Raw genomic sequence first — 12,926 nt, forward strand, 5'->3', positions numbered from 1 at the left:
TACTACCCCGCGCCGATCAGCGGCACGGCCTCGTCGCGTTCATAGAGGTAGAGCAGGACGCGCAGCGCTTCGCCGCGCTCGCCCTTCAGCTTCGGATTGTCCTTCATGATCCGCAGCGCCTCGTCGCGGGCCTGGGTGATCAGCTGGCCGTGCACCTCGGAGCGCGCGATGCGGTAGCCGGGCAGGCCGCTCTGGCGGATGCCGAGAACGTCGCCTTCGCCGCGCAGCTTCAGATCCTCCTCGGCGATCCGGAATCCATCCGTGGTCTCGCGGATCACTTTCAACCGCGCCTTCGACATCTCGCCGAGCGGCTCCTTGTAGAGCAGAAGGCAGGTCGAGGCTTCCGAGCCGCGGCCGATGCGCCCGCGCAATTGATGCAGCTGTGCGAGCCCGAAACGTTCGGCGTTCTCGATCACCATGATGGTCGCCGCCGGCACGTCGACGCCGACCTCGACCACCGTGGTCGCGACCAGGAGGCCGATCTCATGCGCGGCGAATTGCGCCATCACGCGATCCTTCTCGGTGCCCTTCATCTGGCCGTGCACGAGGCCGACACGATCGCCGAACCGCTTCTGCAAGCTCTCGAAACGTTCGGTCGCGTTGGTGAGATGCTCGGTGCCCTCGGCCTCCGATTCATCGACCAGCGGGCAGATCCAGTAGACCAGCTTGCCGGCGGCGAGCGCGCGGCCGACGCCGTCCATGACGTCCTCGATCCGGCTCATCGGCACCGCGCGGGTGTCGATCGGCTGACGGCCAGCGGGCTTTTCGCGCAGCTCGGAGACGTCCATGTCGCCGAAGTAAGTCAGCACCAGCGTGCGCGGAATCGGCGTGGCGCTCAGCACCAGCACGTCGACGGCCTCGCCCTTGGAGGTCAGCGCGAGGCGTTCGCGCACGCCGAAGCGATGCTGCTCGTCGACCACGGCAAGCGCCAGCGCCTTGTAGATCACGTCGTCCTGGATCAGCGCGTGGGTGCCGACCAGGAGATCGATCTCGCCGGCCTCGAGCTGTGCCAGCAGCTCGCGGCGCTCCTTGCCTTTCTCGCGGCCGGTGAGGATGGCGACGCGTAGGCCGGCGCTCTCGGCGAGCGGCGCGATGGTCTTGATGTGCTGGCGCGCCAGGATTTCGGTCGGCGCCATCAGCGCGGCCTGCTTGCCGACTTCGGCGACTGCGGCAGCCGCCAGTAGCGCCACCACGGTCTTGCCGGAACCGACATCGCCCTGCACGAGGCGCAGCATCCGCACCGGCTGCTGCAGATCCGTGATGATTGCCGCGACCGCCTCTTGCTGCGACCTGGTCAGCGCATAGGGCAGGGCATCGATGATCTTCCGGCGCAGATGACCATCGCCGGCGTTGCGCACACCGGCAGGGCGGCGCAGCGTGGCGCGGATCAGGGCGAGCGCGAGCTGGCCGGCGAGCAACTCGTCGAACGCGAGGCGCGACCAGAACGGGCCGTCGGGCAGGATGTCGGTCAGCTCGACCGGCACATGCACGCGGGTCAGCGCCTCCCTGATCGGCGGGAAGTTGCAGCGGCGCAGCACCTCGGGGCTGATCCATTCCGGCAGATCCGGCAGCCTGGTCAGCGCCTGCGCGATGGCGCGGCGGAGCGAGCCGATCGCAAGGCCCTCGGTCAGCGGATAGACCGGATCGATGCCGGACAGTTTCGCAAAGCCCGCTTCATCGACGACGCGATCGGGATGCACGATCTGCGGGATGCCGTCATACATCGCCAGCGTGCCGGAGACGTAGCGCTTCTCGCCGACCGGCAGCAGCTTCTCGACATAGCCGGGCTGGGCGCGGAAGAAGGTCAGCACGACGTCGCCGGTATCGTCGCTGGCATAGACGAGGTAGGGCGCGCGCGAATTGCGTGGCGGCGGCGGGCGATGGCGGTCGACGGTGACCTCGAGCGTCACCATGGTTCCGACCGCGGCGTCGCGGATCTTCGGCCGGGCGCGGCGGTCGATCACGCTCGCCGGCAGATGCAGCAGCAGGTCGACCAGCCGCGGCGTCTCGCTGCGGTCGAGCAGATAGCGCAGCAGCTTGTCCTGCTTCGGGCCTACCCCTTGCAGGGTCGTGACCTGGGCAAACAGCGGATTGAGCAGGGCTGGGCGCATCGGTGCCTTTACACACGACTCACGGCATGCGCGCAAGGAAACCCCAAAACGCGGCGAATGAGGGCTGACATCGGCCGTCGCCACGGCTATATCAAGCCCGCCCGGCACGTCCGGGCTTTTGGCGTTGGATGGATTTTGGGACATGACGGGATCGACACGATCGAGCAGCGGGCTCGATGACCGCCGCAAGCGCCTTTTGTTTCGCTGCTGGCACCGCGGCACCCGGGAGATGGACCTGATCCTCGGCCGTTTTGCCGACGCGACCATTGGCGAACTGTCCGACCACGAGCTCGGCGAGCTCGAGCATCTGATCGAGGTGCCGGATCCCGACCTCTACGCGGCGCTGACCGGCGACAAGGTGCTTCCCGCAGAGTACGCGACCGCGCTGTTTGCCCGCATCAAGGCGTTTCGGGTCGCGGATCCCAGCGCATGAAACAGCCCATGAAATCACCGGCCGCGATGCTCGCGCCCGGCCGGGTGCTGACCATCGCCAACGTCGCCGAGGGCGCCGAGGGGCTCGTCATCTCGGATCTGGCGCGCGCGATCGCAGCGCAGCCGAAGCGTCCGGCGGTCAGCCTTGCCGTGGTGTGCCGCGACGGCGCGCGGATGCAGCAGCTCGCCCGCGCGCTGGAGTTCTTCGCGCCCGATATCGCCGTGATGCAGGTTCCGGCCTGGGACTGCCAGCCCTATGACCGCGTCTCGCCGCATTCCGGCATTTTGGCGCAGCGGCTGACCGCGCTGGCAAAGCTGTCGCGGCTGGTCGGCAGCGACAAGCCGCTGATCGTGCTGACCACGGTGAACGCCGCCGTGCAGCGGGTGCCGGCGCGCGATCAGGTCGCAGCGCAAGCGCTGTCGGTTGCGCCGGGCAATGTGGTGCCGATGGATTCGGTCGTCGCCTGGCTCGAGCACAATGGCTACACCCGTTCGTCAACGGTGCGCGAGCCCGGCGAATATGCCGTGCGCGGCGGCATCCTCGATCTGTTTCCGGCCGGCCTCGACCAGCCGGTGCGCTTCGACTTCTTCGGTGACTCCCTTGAGTCGATCCGCACCTTCGATGCCGAGACCCAGCGCACGCTGCTCGACATGCGCGGGCTCGACCTCGTGCCGGTCTCCGAATTCCAGCTCACCACCGAGACCATCCGGCGTTTCCGCATGGGCTATGTCGCGGCGTTCGGCGCGCCGGAGCGCGACGATCAGCTTTATGAAGCCGTCTCGGAAGGACGGCGCCATCCCGGCATGGAGCACTGGCTGCCGCTGTTCCAGGAGCGGATGGACACGCTGTTCGACTATCTCGACGGCGCGACGGTCGCGATCGAGCCGCAGGGCGAGGACGCCGCGCGCGAGCGCTTCTCGCAGATCGTTGACTACTACGACGCGCGGCGCGAGGCGCTGGAGCATCCCGGCAGCGGCGCGATCTACAAGCCGCTGCCGCCGGACCAGCTCTATCTGACCGAGGCCGAATGGACCAGGCTGCTCGGCGATGCGCCGCTGGCGCGGCTGACGCCGTTCGCGGTGCCGGAAGGCTCGCCCGACGTGTTCGACGCCGGCGCGCGGCAGGGCCGCAATTTCGCCCCCGAGCGCGCCGACACCAACGTCAACGTGTTCGAGGCCGTGGTCGGTCATGTCGGCGCGCTGCAGAGCCAGCGCAAGAAGGTGGTGATCGCGCTGTGGAGCGAGGGCTCGCGCGACCGCATGGGCGCGATGCTGCGCGACCACAAGCTCTTGAACACGACCAGCGTCAACACCTGGCGGATCGTGCAGGCGACGCCGCGCAACGAAACCATGCTGGCCGTGCTCGGCATGGAATCCGGCTTCGAGACCGACGAGTTCGCCGTCATCAGCGAGCAGGACATTCTCGGCGACCGCCTGGTGCGGCCGCGCAAGGCGAGCCGCAAGCTCGACAATTTCATCTCGGAGGTGACGAGCCTTGCGACCGGCGATCTCGTGGTCCATGTCGAGCACGGCATCGGCCGCTTCGTCGGCTTGCAGACGCTGGAAGTCTCCGGCGCGCCGCATGACTGTCTCGAGCTGCATTATGCCGCCGAAACAAAACTGTTCCTGCCGGTCGAGAACATCGAGCTGTTGTCGCGCTACGGCTCCGACAGCGCCAATGTCGAGCTCGACCGCCTCGGCGGCGGTGGCTGGCAGGCGCGCAAGGCCAAGCTCAAGAACCGCATCCGCGAGATCGCGGGCGAATTGATCAAGATCGCGGCCGAGCGGCAGCTGCACGAGGCGCCGAAATTCCCGCTGCAGCCGCATGTCTATGACGAGTTCTGCGCGCGCTTCCCCTATGAGGAGACCGAGGATCAGTTAGGGGCCATCACCTCGACCTTGAAGGACCTCGAAATCGGCCGCCCCATGGACCGCCTGATCTGCGGCGACGTCGGCTTCGGCAAGACCGAGGTGGCGCTGCGCGCGGCGTTCGCTGTGGCGCTGGAGGGCCGGCAGGTCGCGGTCGTGGTGCCGACCACGCTCCTGGCGCGCCAGCACTCGCGGACCTTCACCGAGCGCTTCCGCGGCTTCCCGGTCAATGTCGCGCAGGCCTCGCGGCTGGTGTCGACCAAGGAGTTGAACCAGGTCAAGAAGGGGCTCACCGACGGCAGCGTCGACATCGTCGTCGGCACCCACGCGCTGCTCGGCAAGACCATCAAGTTTAGGGATCTCGGCCTGCTGATCGTCGACGAGGAGCAGCATTTCGGCGTCAGCCACAAGGAGCGGCTGAAGCAGCTGCGCGCCCAGGTCCATGTGCTGACGCTGTCGGCAACCCCGATCCCGCGCACCCTTCAACTTGCATTGACCGGCGTCCGCGAGCTCTCGATCATTGCCTCGCCGCCGGTCGATCGCCTTGCGGTGCGCACCTTCGTCGCGCCGCACGATCCCCTGATGATCCGCGAGGCGCTGCTGCGCGAGCGCTACCGTGGCGGGCAGGCGTTCTATGTCGTGCCGCGGATCGAAGACCTCGCCGGCGTCAAGGACTTCCTCGACAAGAACGTGCTGGAGATGAAGGTCGCGGTCGCCCACGGCCAGATGCCGCCGACCGTGATCGAGGACATCATGTCCGCGTTCTACGACGGCAAATACGACATCCTGCTCTCGACCACGATCGTCGAGTCCGGTCTCGACATCCCGAACGCCAACACGCTGATCGTGCACCGCGCCGACATGTTCGGCCTTGCCCAGCTCTATCAGCTGCGCGGCCGCGTCGGCCGCTCCAAGCTGCGCGCCTATGCGCTGTTCACGCTGCCGGCACAGCAGAAGATCACGGCGCAGGCGGAGCGGCGGCTCAAGGTGCTGCAATCGCTGGAGACGCTGGGGGCCGGCTTCCAGCTCGCCTCGCACGACCTCGACATCCGCGGCGCCGGCAATCTGCTCGGCGAAGAGCAGTCCGGCCACATCAAGGAAGTCGGCTTCGAGCTGTACCAGTCGATGCTGGAGGAGGCGATCGTCAACCTCAAGGCCGGCGTCGCCGAGCCGGCTGCCGACCGCTGGTCGCCGCAGATCACGATCGGCATGCCGGTCCTGATCCCCGAGGACTATGTCAACGACCTCAGCGTGCGGCTGTCGCTGTATCGTCGGCTCGCCGATCTCGACACCGACGAGGACATCGACGCCTTCGCCGCCGAGATGCGCGACCGCTTCGGCGTGCTGCCCGACGAAGTCCGCTATCTGTTCAAGGTCGCGGCGATCAAAGCCTATTGCCGCCGGGCCAATGTCGGGAAGGTCGACGCCGGCCCGAAGGGCGCCGTGATCGCATTCCGCGACAACAGCTTTGCCCATCCGGAGCGGCTGGTGAGCTTCATTCGCCAGCACGGCCAGGCCGCCAAGGTGCGGCCCGACATGAAGGTGGTGTTCTTCCAGGAGTGGGATACGCCGGAAGAGCGCCTCGCCGGCACCACCGAGATCCTGCGCCAGCTCGCCAACCTCGCGGAGAGCAAGAAGGCGGCTTGACACGCGGTTCGACGCGAGCCCCCGCTCAGGATCGGATCAAATATGGCGCAACGTGGTCGTCGAGCAGTTTCAGGAACTGCTCGGCGAGAACGCTGAGTTCGCCGATCGTCGGCTTGAGGACCCCGACCTCGTAGTGGATCGCCGGCGCGAAGGGGCGGACGACGAGCGCGCTCGCACCGCTGGTTCGCCTGAGCGTTTCGGACGCGCTGAGCGCGTCGACGAGGCAGACACCCGCGCCATCGATGACGAGGTTGAGCGCGACGGCGAAGAATTCACACTCGATCGCCGGATGAAACGGCGTACCGCTGGCTTCGAAGGCGCGCGATACCGCGGCATAGGTCGATCGGCTCTGCGAGGTGATGATCAGATCATGTCGTTCGAGAAGATCGGGAGTGACGACTTTCCGATCAGCCAGTGCATGCGTTGCAGGCAGCACGCAGTCCAGCGACATCCGGTAGCGCCGCAGCACGACATTGGTGCGGTCGAACGGCGGCTCGGCGACTCCGAAGTCGAATGCACGCGCCGAGACCAGGCTCCGGACATTCTCGGAGCTTCGGGTCAGGAGCCTGATCGTTGTTGACGGGCGCTCCCGCTGGAAGCGGCTGACGACGCCCGGAAGCCAGACTATCCCAGGTCCCGGACTCGCGATCGTCAGAACGCCGCGCTTGCCTGCGGAGATCCCGGCAGCGGCGTCCTCCAGCTCGGCAAACCCGGCGAGCGCCCGGATCGCTTCGTTGTGCAGCAGATGCGCCTCCGGCGTAGGCACGATATGGCGGCTCTCCCGGCGAAACAGCGCAAACCCGACATCCGCTTCCAGCCGTTTCAAGGCCGTACTCACAGCCGGCTGCGATATGCCGAGTGCGCGCGCGGCCTCGGTTGCCGATCGATGCTGCATAACAGCATGGAAAATCTCAATAAGACGACGATCCATAATCAATATCTATATATCGTTTCGATGCTGCTCGTGGTATGAGCATGGAGGGAAACGCCAATAATACAAGGGAATTTTCGCACATCACGCCGGCGAGATTCCAGATAATGTTACCGCAATCTGAGCGTGACGAGCATTGGCATTATATTTGCTTATGTTTCGAAATGAACTCGTCTGGAGGGTCTGCGGGGATGAACACCAGCCACGCATCATGTGCCGCGTCGGTCCTGGCCGCCGAGGCGGTGGTCAAACGCTTCGGCGCCCACACCGTTCTGAACGGCGTGGATCTTGCGCTGGGCACCGGGCAGTCGACCTGCATCATCGGTCCAAGCGGCTCCGGCAAGACGACCCTTCTGCGATGCATGGCGCTGCTGGAAGCTCCTTCCGACGGGCGCGTCGTGATGGAGGGGGCGACGGTCTCGCAGGCCCGGCCATCGTCGGATGTGCGGCTCGCTGCCCGCAAGGTGCGGCCGGAAATCGGAATGGTGTTCCAGCAGTTCAATCTGTGGCCGCACATGACGGTGCTGGGAAATATCATCGAGGCCCCGATGCGCGTGCGCGGCGTCAGCCGGGATGAGGCGGTCGTCACGGCCGAACGGCTGCTTCAGAAGGTCGGCATGGAGGCGAAGCGCGATGCCTATCCGGCCAGGCTGTCCGGAGGCCAGCAACAACGCGTTGCGATCGCCCGGGCGCTTGCCATGCAGCCGAAGATACTCCTGTTCGACGAGCCGACGTCGGCTCTCGACCCCGAACTTCGCCGCGAGGTGCTGCAGGTCATGCGCACGCTCGCGCTCGAAGGCATGACGATGCTCGTGGTGACGCACGAGATGGGCTTCGCCCGGCGCGTGGCGAGCCATGTCGTGTTCATGGACGAGGGGATGATCGTTGAGCACGGCACGCCGGCCGCCTTTTTCGAACGTCCGACGACCGAGCGCGCCAAGCGCTTTCTCAATCAGTTTGACGAGTGATCACTGCAAGACAGGAGATTGAAGCTCATGCCAAATCTGCGCCGACTTGCCTTCGTTTGCGCGCTCTTTCTCTCGATGACGCCGGCGGCTGCCCAGCAGACGCAATCGCGCCTCTACGAGATCACCAAGAGCGGGGTACTCAGGGTCTGCATCTGGCCCATGTACTATTCGATTTCGTTCCGCAATCCGGATAGCGGACAGCTCGAGGGGATCGACATCGACCTCTCCAAGGAGCTGGCAAAGGACATGGGCGTGAAGCTGGACTATGTCGAGACCAGCTTTGGCAGTTTCATCGCCGACTTGCAGGCCAACAAATGCGATCTCGGCATGTTCGGCGTCGGGGCGACGATGAAGCGTGCGCAGGCCGTCGCGTTCTCGGACCCGTATCTGACGAGCGGCGTCTATGCCGTCGTGCGCAAGGGCGGCCCGATCACATCCTGGGCGGATATCGACAAGCCGGGCGTCAACGCCGGCGTCTCGCTCGGCAGCTATGTCGAGAACTTCATGCGGTCCTACTTCAAGAACGCCAAGACCGTCGCGGTTGCGCCTCCGGCCACGACCCAGGCTGAGCTGATGGCGCAACGCGTCGACGTCGTCATGACCGATTATCCGGCCTCGATCAAAATGAATGCCCAGTTCGACTGGACCACGACGGTGGCGCCGCCGGAAAACCTGTCCGTGACGCCCTACGGTTATGTCATGAACCAGGGTGACCAGATCTGGCTGAACTACGTGAACCTGTTCGTTCGCACCATCAAGCTCGACGGCCGGCTCAAGGCCGCCGCCGAGAAGAACAAGCTCGGACCGATCGTCGCGCCTTGAGACATCAGATGCAAAGCTACAGCTTTCGCTGGGACGTCATCCCGAACAATCTGGGTTTTCTTGCCTCCGGCATGGAAATGACCCTGTTCATTTCAATTGTCACGCTCGTGGTGGCGACCCTGTTGGGGCTCGTCATCGCGATCATGCAGATGTCCCGTTTCCGCTTCGCGCGCATCATCGCGCTTTCCGTCGGCGAAATTGTCCGCAATACGCCAATCCTCGTGCAGCTGCTATGGGTCTATTACGTGCTGCCGATCGTCTTCAATGTGAGGATCGATGCGCTGGCCGCGTCGATCCTCGGTCTCTCGCTCTATTCGGCGGTGTTCATCTCCGAGGTCTTCAGAGCGGGCATCCAGACCGTTCCGGTCGGGCACCGCGAAGCGGCGCAGGTGCTCGGCCTGACGCCCGCGCAGAGCTTTGTGCGGATCGTTGGCCCGCAGGCGATTCGCAGCGTGCTGCCGCCGCTGGCCGCCAATTTCGTCCAGCTCATCAAATATTCCTCGCTTGCGTCCGTGGTGTCGGTCGGTGAGGTCACGCGGCGCGGCATGGAGTTGTCGTCGTCGACGTTCAGGCCGCTGGAAATATTCACCTTCATCGCGGTGGTGTATTTCGCGATCTGCTGGCCGCTCACCCACTCAATCCGCATATGGGAAGCGCGCCTTGCACGACGTTGATCAAGTTCGCCGCGCGGTTTCGAGCGATCGGACCAGCCAGGTCGTCGAGCTGGCGATGCGGCTGATCGGAGTGCCGTCGCCAAATCCGGACGGCGACACGCGCGCCGTGGCGGCGCTGGCGGCGGATCTTCTCAGGGCGCATGTGCCTGGCGTTGCAGTTGAGCTGCATCCGGGGACAGCCGAGATCGTCAACGTCGTCGCGCGGATCAAGGGCCATGCCCCCGGCCGCCGCATCGTGTTCAACGGCCATCTCGACACCTATCCGTTGGGCGAGCGGATGAGCTGGTCGGTCAATCCCGACGGAGAGGTCGTAGGCGGCCGCCTTTACGGCCGCGGCGCTGCCGACATGAAGGGCGGCATCGCGGCATCGATGGCCGCGATGGCCGCATTGGCCGAGCAACGCGAGGCATGGGCGGGAGAGGTGGTGCTGACGCTCGCCGGCGACGAGGAAAGTATGGGTCCATACGGGACCAAATACCTGCTCGACCAGGTCTCCCATGCCAGCGGCGACGCCGTGATCATTGGCGACGCCGGTTCACCGATGGTGCTGCGCTTCGGCGAGAAGGGATTCCTCTGGATCGAGATCGAGGCGGAGGGCAGCGCGGCGCACGGCGCGCATGTCCATCTGGGCATCAATGCGATCGATCGCTTGCGCGAAGCGCTGGACAGGGTGAGTGAGCTGCGCAGCCTGGCGGTTGCGATGCCGGTCAATGTCGCCGACGCCATCCGCCGTGCAAGGCCTGTCTCCGAACCGCTGTGCGGCGCCGGCGAATCCGATGTCCTGTCGAGCGTCACGGTCAACATCGGAACGGTGAGTGGCGGTTCGTCGCCGAACCTGGTGCCGAGCCAGGCGCGAGCGGCCATCGACCTGCGTCTGCCGGTCGGCGTCACGTCGGCAGCGGTTCTCGCGCTGTTGCGGGAGGTGCTCGATCTGCCCGGCATCACATGGCGCGTGTTGCGCTGCTTCGAACCCAATCACACCGGCCCCGGTGACGAGATCGTCACGCGCTGCGCAACGGCGGCGACGGACATCATCGGCGGGGCGCCGGCGATCAACATGCGCGTCGGCGGCTCCGATGCGCGCTGGTTTCGAATGGCCGGAATCCCGACGGTGGTCTATGGGCCGACTCCTCACAACATGGGCGCGCCGGATGAGTACGCGGAGATCGCCGAACTGGCGACCGTCTCCCGCGTGCACGCGCTGACCGCCTTCGACATGCTGACAAGAGAGAACAGAAAATGAGCGACGTGGCGGGTTTCGTGGGTCCGGAAACATTCATGGGATTGCCGGCGGGGTTGCCGCGGCCGGGCAGCCGCGCTGCCGTGCTCGGCGTGCCGTTCGACTGCGGCACGCATCCGTTCCGCGTCGGCGCCCGGCAAGGCCCGCTGGAGGTCCGGCGGGAGTCGCGGCTCATTCGCCGCTATCATCCGTCGCTCGCCGACGTCGACGTGCTGTCATTGCTGGGTGCGGTCGATGCCGGCGATGTTGCCTTGGTGCCGGGACGCATCGAAGACGCCTTTGTGAAGATCGAGGCTGCCGCCGGTCGGATTCTCGAGCTTGGCGCGGTGCCGGTCGGGATCGGCGGCGACGGTTCGGTCTCGCTTCCGCTGATGCGCGCCGCCGCCCGGTATCACAAGGATCTCGTCGCGCTGCATATCGACAGCCATACCGATGCATATCCGTACACGCCCGACGATCGGTACAATGCGGCCACGCAATTCACCAACGCGGCGCAGGAAGGCGTGGTGAACGCCGGCCGATCCTGGCACGTCGGCGTGCGCGGATTCACCTATTGCCCGGGTGTGCTCGAACATACGCGGTCGCTCGGATTTCGCGTCGTCACGATCGAGGAGCTGATGCGGCGCGGTTTCGCGCAGACCGTCGCGGAATTCAGCCAGGTCGTCGGCGCGCGACCGGTCTATCTGTGCTGGGACATGGATGTGTTCGATCCATCGGTCGCTCCCGGCGTCTGCACGCCCGCCTGGGGAGGCCTGTCGGCCCGCGAGGGGATCGAATTGCTGCGCAGCCTTTCAGGCTTGAATATCGTCGCGATGGATTTCAACACGGTCAGCCCGCCACAGGACGTTCAGGGGATGGCCGCCCAGCTCTGCGCCCATATGATCATGGAGGCTCTCGTGCTGCTTGCCGCGGGCATGGGGCTGTTGCCGGACTGAAATCGCAGCGGCTTGATGGGCTATGCTGCGCCGGCGATGACCGTGCCATAAAATCCGCGGGCCTTACGACGCCGCGCGCTCCGGCGTTCCGAACAGGCGCCCGAGCAAGGAGATCGCGGAGTCGCCCGGCATCAGCGTTGCGACGCTGACGGCGGGCTCGGCACGCGTGTCGCGGCGGCCGTTCTGGGTGTGGCGCATCACGCTGGCGAGTCGCCGCGTGATCGCCTGCGCATTGCGCAGATCGGTGCCGGCGAACGCAACGACGAGCGAGCGGTCGTCGTGCACCGCGCCGAAATCGGCCCGGCGCATCAGCCGGCTGATGATCCGCGCGCCGTCGAATTGCGCGCGCGGTTGCGTGTCGTCGAACGTGAAGCGCGCCACCGAAAGAGCGCCGCCGCGCTCGGCGGTCTGGTAGACGGCGGTGGCGAAGTCGCGCTCGAACGCGGCCTTGGTGAGCAGGCCGGTGCGGGCGTCGATCAGGCCCTTGGCGTCGATCGCCTTCAGCATGCGGCCGAGCCGCGCCTCGAAGGCGTGTTGGCGGATCATCGGCAGCGCCATGTCGGCGATGCGCGTCGGCCCGGCCGTGACGATCTCGAGATTGGGCAGCTCGTATCGCGGCGTCACCTCGCCCGAGGCGACGATCACGGGCAACGGGCGGAAGCGGACATCCTCGGTCAGCACGGTCAGGAACGCATCCATCACCCGCGGCGTGAAGCCTTCCGCCAGCACGATGCCGTCGATATCGCGGCTCGAGAGATGCTTGGCGGCGGCCTCGATGCTGAGCGCGCCGACCACGCCGGCGCGTTCGCCGAGCGCGACCGACAGCGTCGGGTAGGCGCCGCCGCGGCCGATCAACAGCGCGGTGGCCTCTCCGATCGGATCGATGTCAGACAGGGCGATCGGTGCCGGCGGCACCAGGCGGCGCATCACGGTGGCATGCAGGCCGCGAACGCGTAAGGACGCGTTGAGCCGGGCGACCAGCCGATCCGGCAGACCCTTGTTCTGGAAGAATGCGATCACGGTGTCGGGCAGGGTGGTCGCAGGATCGACCGCGATCAGCGGCAGATACGGAGCGCGGGCGGCGGCGCGCTTGGCGAGACCCGACAGGGTGACGAAGTCGACGCCCTCGGCGGCCGCGATGATCGCTGCCGGCTTGACCTGCTCGATGGCCCGTCCGGCCTCGTTCCAGTCGCTGACCACGACCGGGAACAGTTTCATCTCATCGAGGACTGCGGCAAACGACGGCTTTGTCGACGCCGATACGATGAGGACCGGACCTTGTTGGGACATTCGAACG

General features: G+C 66.1%; 10 protein-coding genes. 7 read left to right on the plus strand and 3 right to left on the minus strand.

From position 1 onward, the window contains the following. Positions 1-2: 2 nt before the first annotated feature. Positions 3-2,111: an ATP-dependent DNA helicase RecG gene (recG, locus tag ACE10X_RS22000; protein ID WP_038386313.1), complete on the minus strand. Its 2,109-nt coding sequence runs from the start codon at positions 2,109-2,111 to the stop codon at positions 3-5. Between the two features lie 142 nt (positions 2,112-2,253). On the opposite strand from recG, the gene ACE10X_RS22005 reads away from it, so the two are divergent. Together ACE10X_RS22005 and mfd are read left to right on the plus strand one after the other, a co-directional pair. Next, on the plus strand, positions 2,254-2,544 hold the full coding sequence (locus tag ACE10X_RS22005; RefSeq protein WP_028332052.1) for a succinate dehydrogenase assembly factor 2: 291 nt from the start codon (positions 2,254-2,256) through the stop codon (positions 2,542-2,544). Next, positions 2,541-6,059, plus strand: coding sequence for a transcription-repair coupling factor (gene mfd / locus ACE10X_RS22010; protein WP_304555439.1), 3,519 nt, complete (start codon positions 2,541-2,543; stop codon positions 6,057-6,059). The genes ACE10X_RS22005 and mfd overlap by 4 nt, the downstream gene beginning before the upstream one ends. Positions 6,060-6,084: 25 nt before the next feature. Here mfd and ACE10X_RS22015 read toward each other — a convergent pair whose 3' ends face one another. Then, positions 6,085-6,990 carry a LysR family transcriptional regulator gene (locus ACE10X_RS22015; protein WP_080583431.1) on the minus strand — a complete coding sequence of 302 codons (906 nt, stop codon included), beginning with the start codon at positions 6,988-6,990 and terminating at the stop codon, positions 6,085-6,087. 191 nt (positions 6,991-7,181) lie between these two features. On the opposite strand from ACE10X_RS22015, the gene ACE10X_RS22020 reads away from it, so the two are divergent. The 5 genes from ACE10X_RS22020 to ACE10X_RS22040 are packed head-to-tail and all read left to right on the plus strand — an operon-like array spanning position 7,182 to position 11,629. Next, the gene (locus tag ACE10X_RS22020) at positions 7,182-7,958 is read left to right on the plus strand and encodes an amino acid ABC transporter ATP-binding protein (protein ID WP_038386315.1); all 777 of its coding nucleotides are present in this window, start codon (positions 7,182-7,184) and stop codon (positions 7,956-7,958) included. Between the two features lie 27 nt (positions 7,959-7,985). Beyond that, positions 7,986-8,780, plus strand: a complete 795-nt coding sequence (locus ACE10X_RS22025; protein WP_051003103.1) for an ABC transporter substrate-binding protein — start codon at positions 7,986-7,988, stop codon at positions 8,778-8,780. Positions 8,781-8,788: 8 nt separating this feature from the next. Beyond that, on the plus strand, positions 8,789-9,454 hold the full coding sequence (locus ACE10X_RS22030; protein WP_018271600.1) for an amino acid ABC transporter permease: 666 nt from the start codon (positions 8,789-8,791) through the stop codon (positions 9,452-9,454). Continuing rightward, a complete protein-coding gene (locus ACE10X_RS22035) occupies positions 9,441-10,697 on the plus strand; it encodes a M20/M25/M40 family metallo-hydrolase (protein ID WP_375762842.1) in 1,257 nt (418 codons plus the stop codon). The genes ACE10X_RS22030 and ACE10X_RS22035 overlap by 14 nt, the downstream gene beginning before the upstream one ends. Further along, the gene (locus ACE10X_RS22040; protein WP_080583432.1) at positions 10,694-11,629 is read left to right on the plus strand and encodes an arginase family protein; all 936 of its coding nucleotides are present in this window, start codon (positions 10,694-10,696) and stop codon (positions 11,627-11,629) included. The genes ACE10X_RS22035 and ACE10X_RS22040 overlap by 4 nt, the downstream gene beginning before the upstream one ends. A gap of 63 nt (positions 11,630-11,692) precedes the next feature. Here ACE10X_RS22040 and ACE10X_RS22045 read toward each other — a convergent pair whose 3' ends face one another. Continuing rightward, a complete protein-coding gene (locus tag ACE10X_RS22045) occupies positions 11,693-12,919 on the minus strand; it encodes a GGDEF domain-containing protein (RefSeq protein WP_304555432.1) in 1,227 nt (408 codons plus the stop codon). Positions 12,920-12,926 lie beyond the last annotated feature (7 nt).

Origin of the sequence: Bradyrhizobium sp. Pha-3 (genome assembly GCF_042258325.1) — a bacterium.
In the GTDB taxonomy this organism is placed as follows: domain Bacteria; phylum Pseudomonadota; class Alphaproteobacteria; order Rhizobiales; family Xanthobacteraceae; genus Bradyrhizobium; species Bradyrhizobium elkanii.

Bases quoted from the DNA above. Each gene is read 5' to 3' on its own strand.
- recG (WP_038386313.1), bottom strand. From the start codon at position 2,111: ATGCGCCCAGCCCTGCTCAATCCGCTGTTTGCCCAGGTCACGACCCTG.
- ACE10X_RS22005 (WP_028332052.1), top strand. From the start codon at position 2,254: ATGACGGGATCGACACGATCGAGCAGCGGGCTCGATGACCGCCGCAAG.
- mfd (WP_304555439.1), top strand. From the start codon at position 2,541: ATGAAACAGCCCATGAAATCACCGGCCGCGATGCTCGCGCCCGGCCGG.
- ACE10X_RS22015 (WP_080583431.1), bottom strand. From the start codon at position 6,990: ATGGATCGTCGTCTTATTGAGATTTTCCATGCTGTTATGCAGCATCGA.
- ACE10X_RS22020 (WP_038386315.1), top strand. From the start codon at position 7,182: ATGAACACCAGCCACGCATCATGTGCCGCGTCGGTCCTGGCCGCCGAG.
- ACE10X_RS22025 (WP_051003103.1), top strand. From the start codon at position 7,986: ATGCCAAATCTGCGCCGACTTGCCTTCGTTTGCGCGCTCTTTCTCTCG.
- ACE10X_RS22030 (WP_018271600.1), top strand. From the start codon at position 8,789: ATGCAAAGCTACAGCTTTCGCTGGGACGTCATCCCGAACAATCTGGGT.
- ACE10X_RS22040 (WP_080583432.1), top strand. From the start codon at position 10,694: ATGAGCGACGTGGCGGGTTTCGTGGGTCCGGAAACATTCATGGGATTG.
- ACE10X_RS22045 (WP_304555432.1), bottom strand. From the start codon at position 12,919: ATGTCCCAACAAGGTCCGGTCCTCATCGTATCGGCGTCGACAAAGCCG.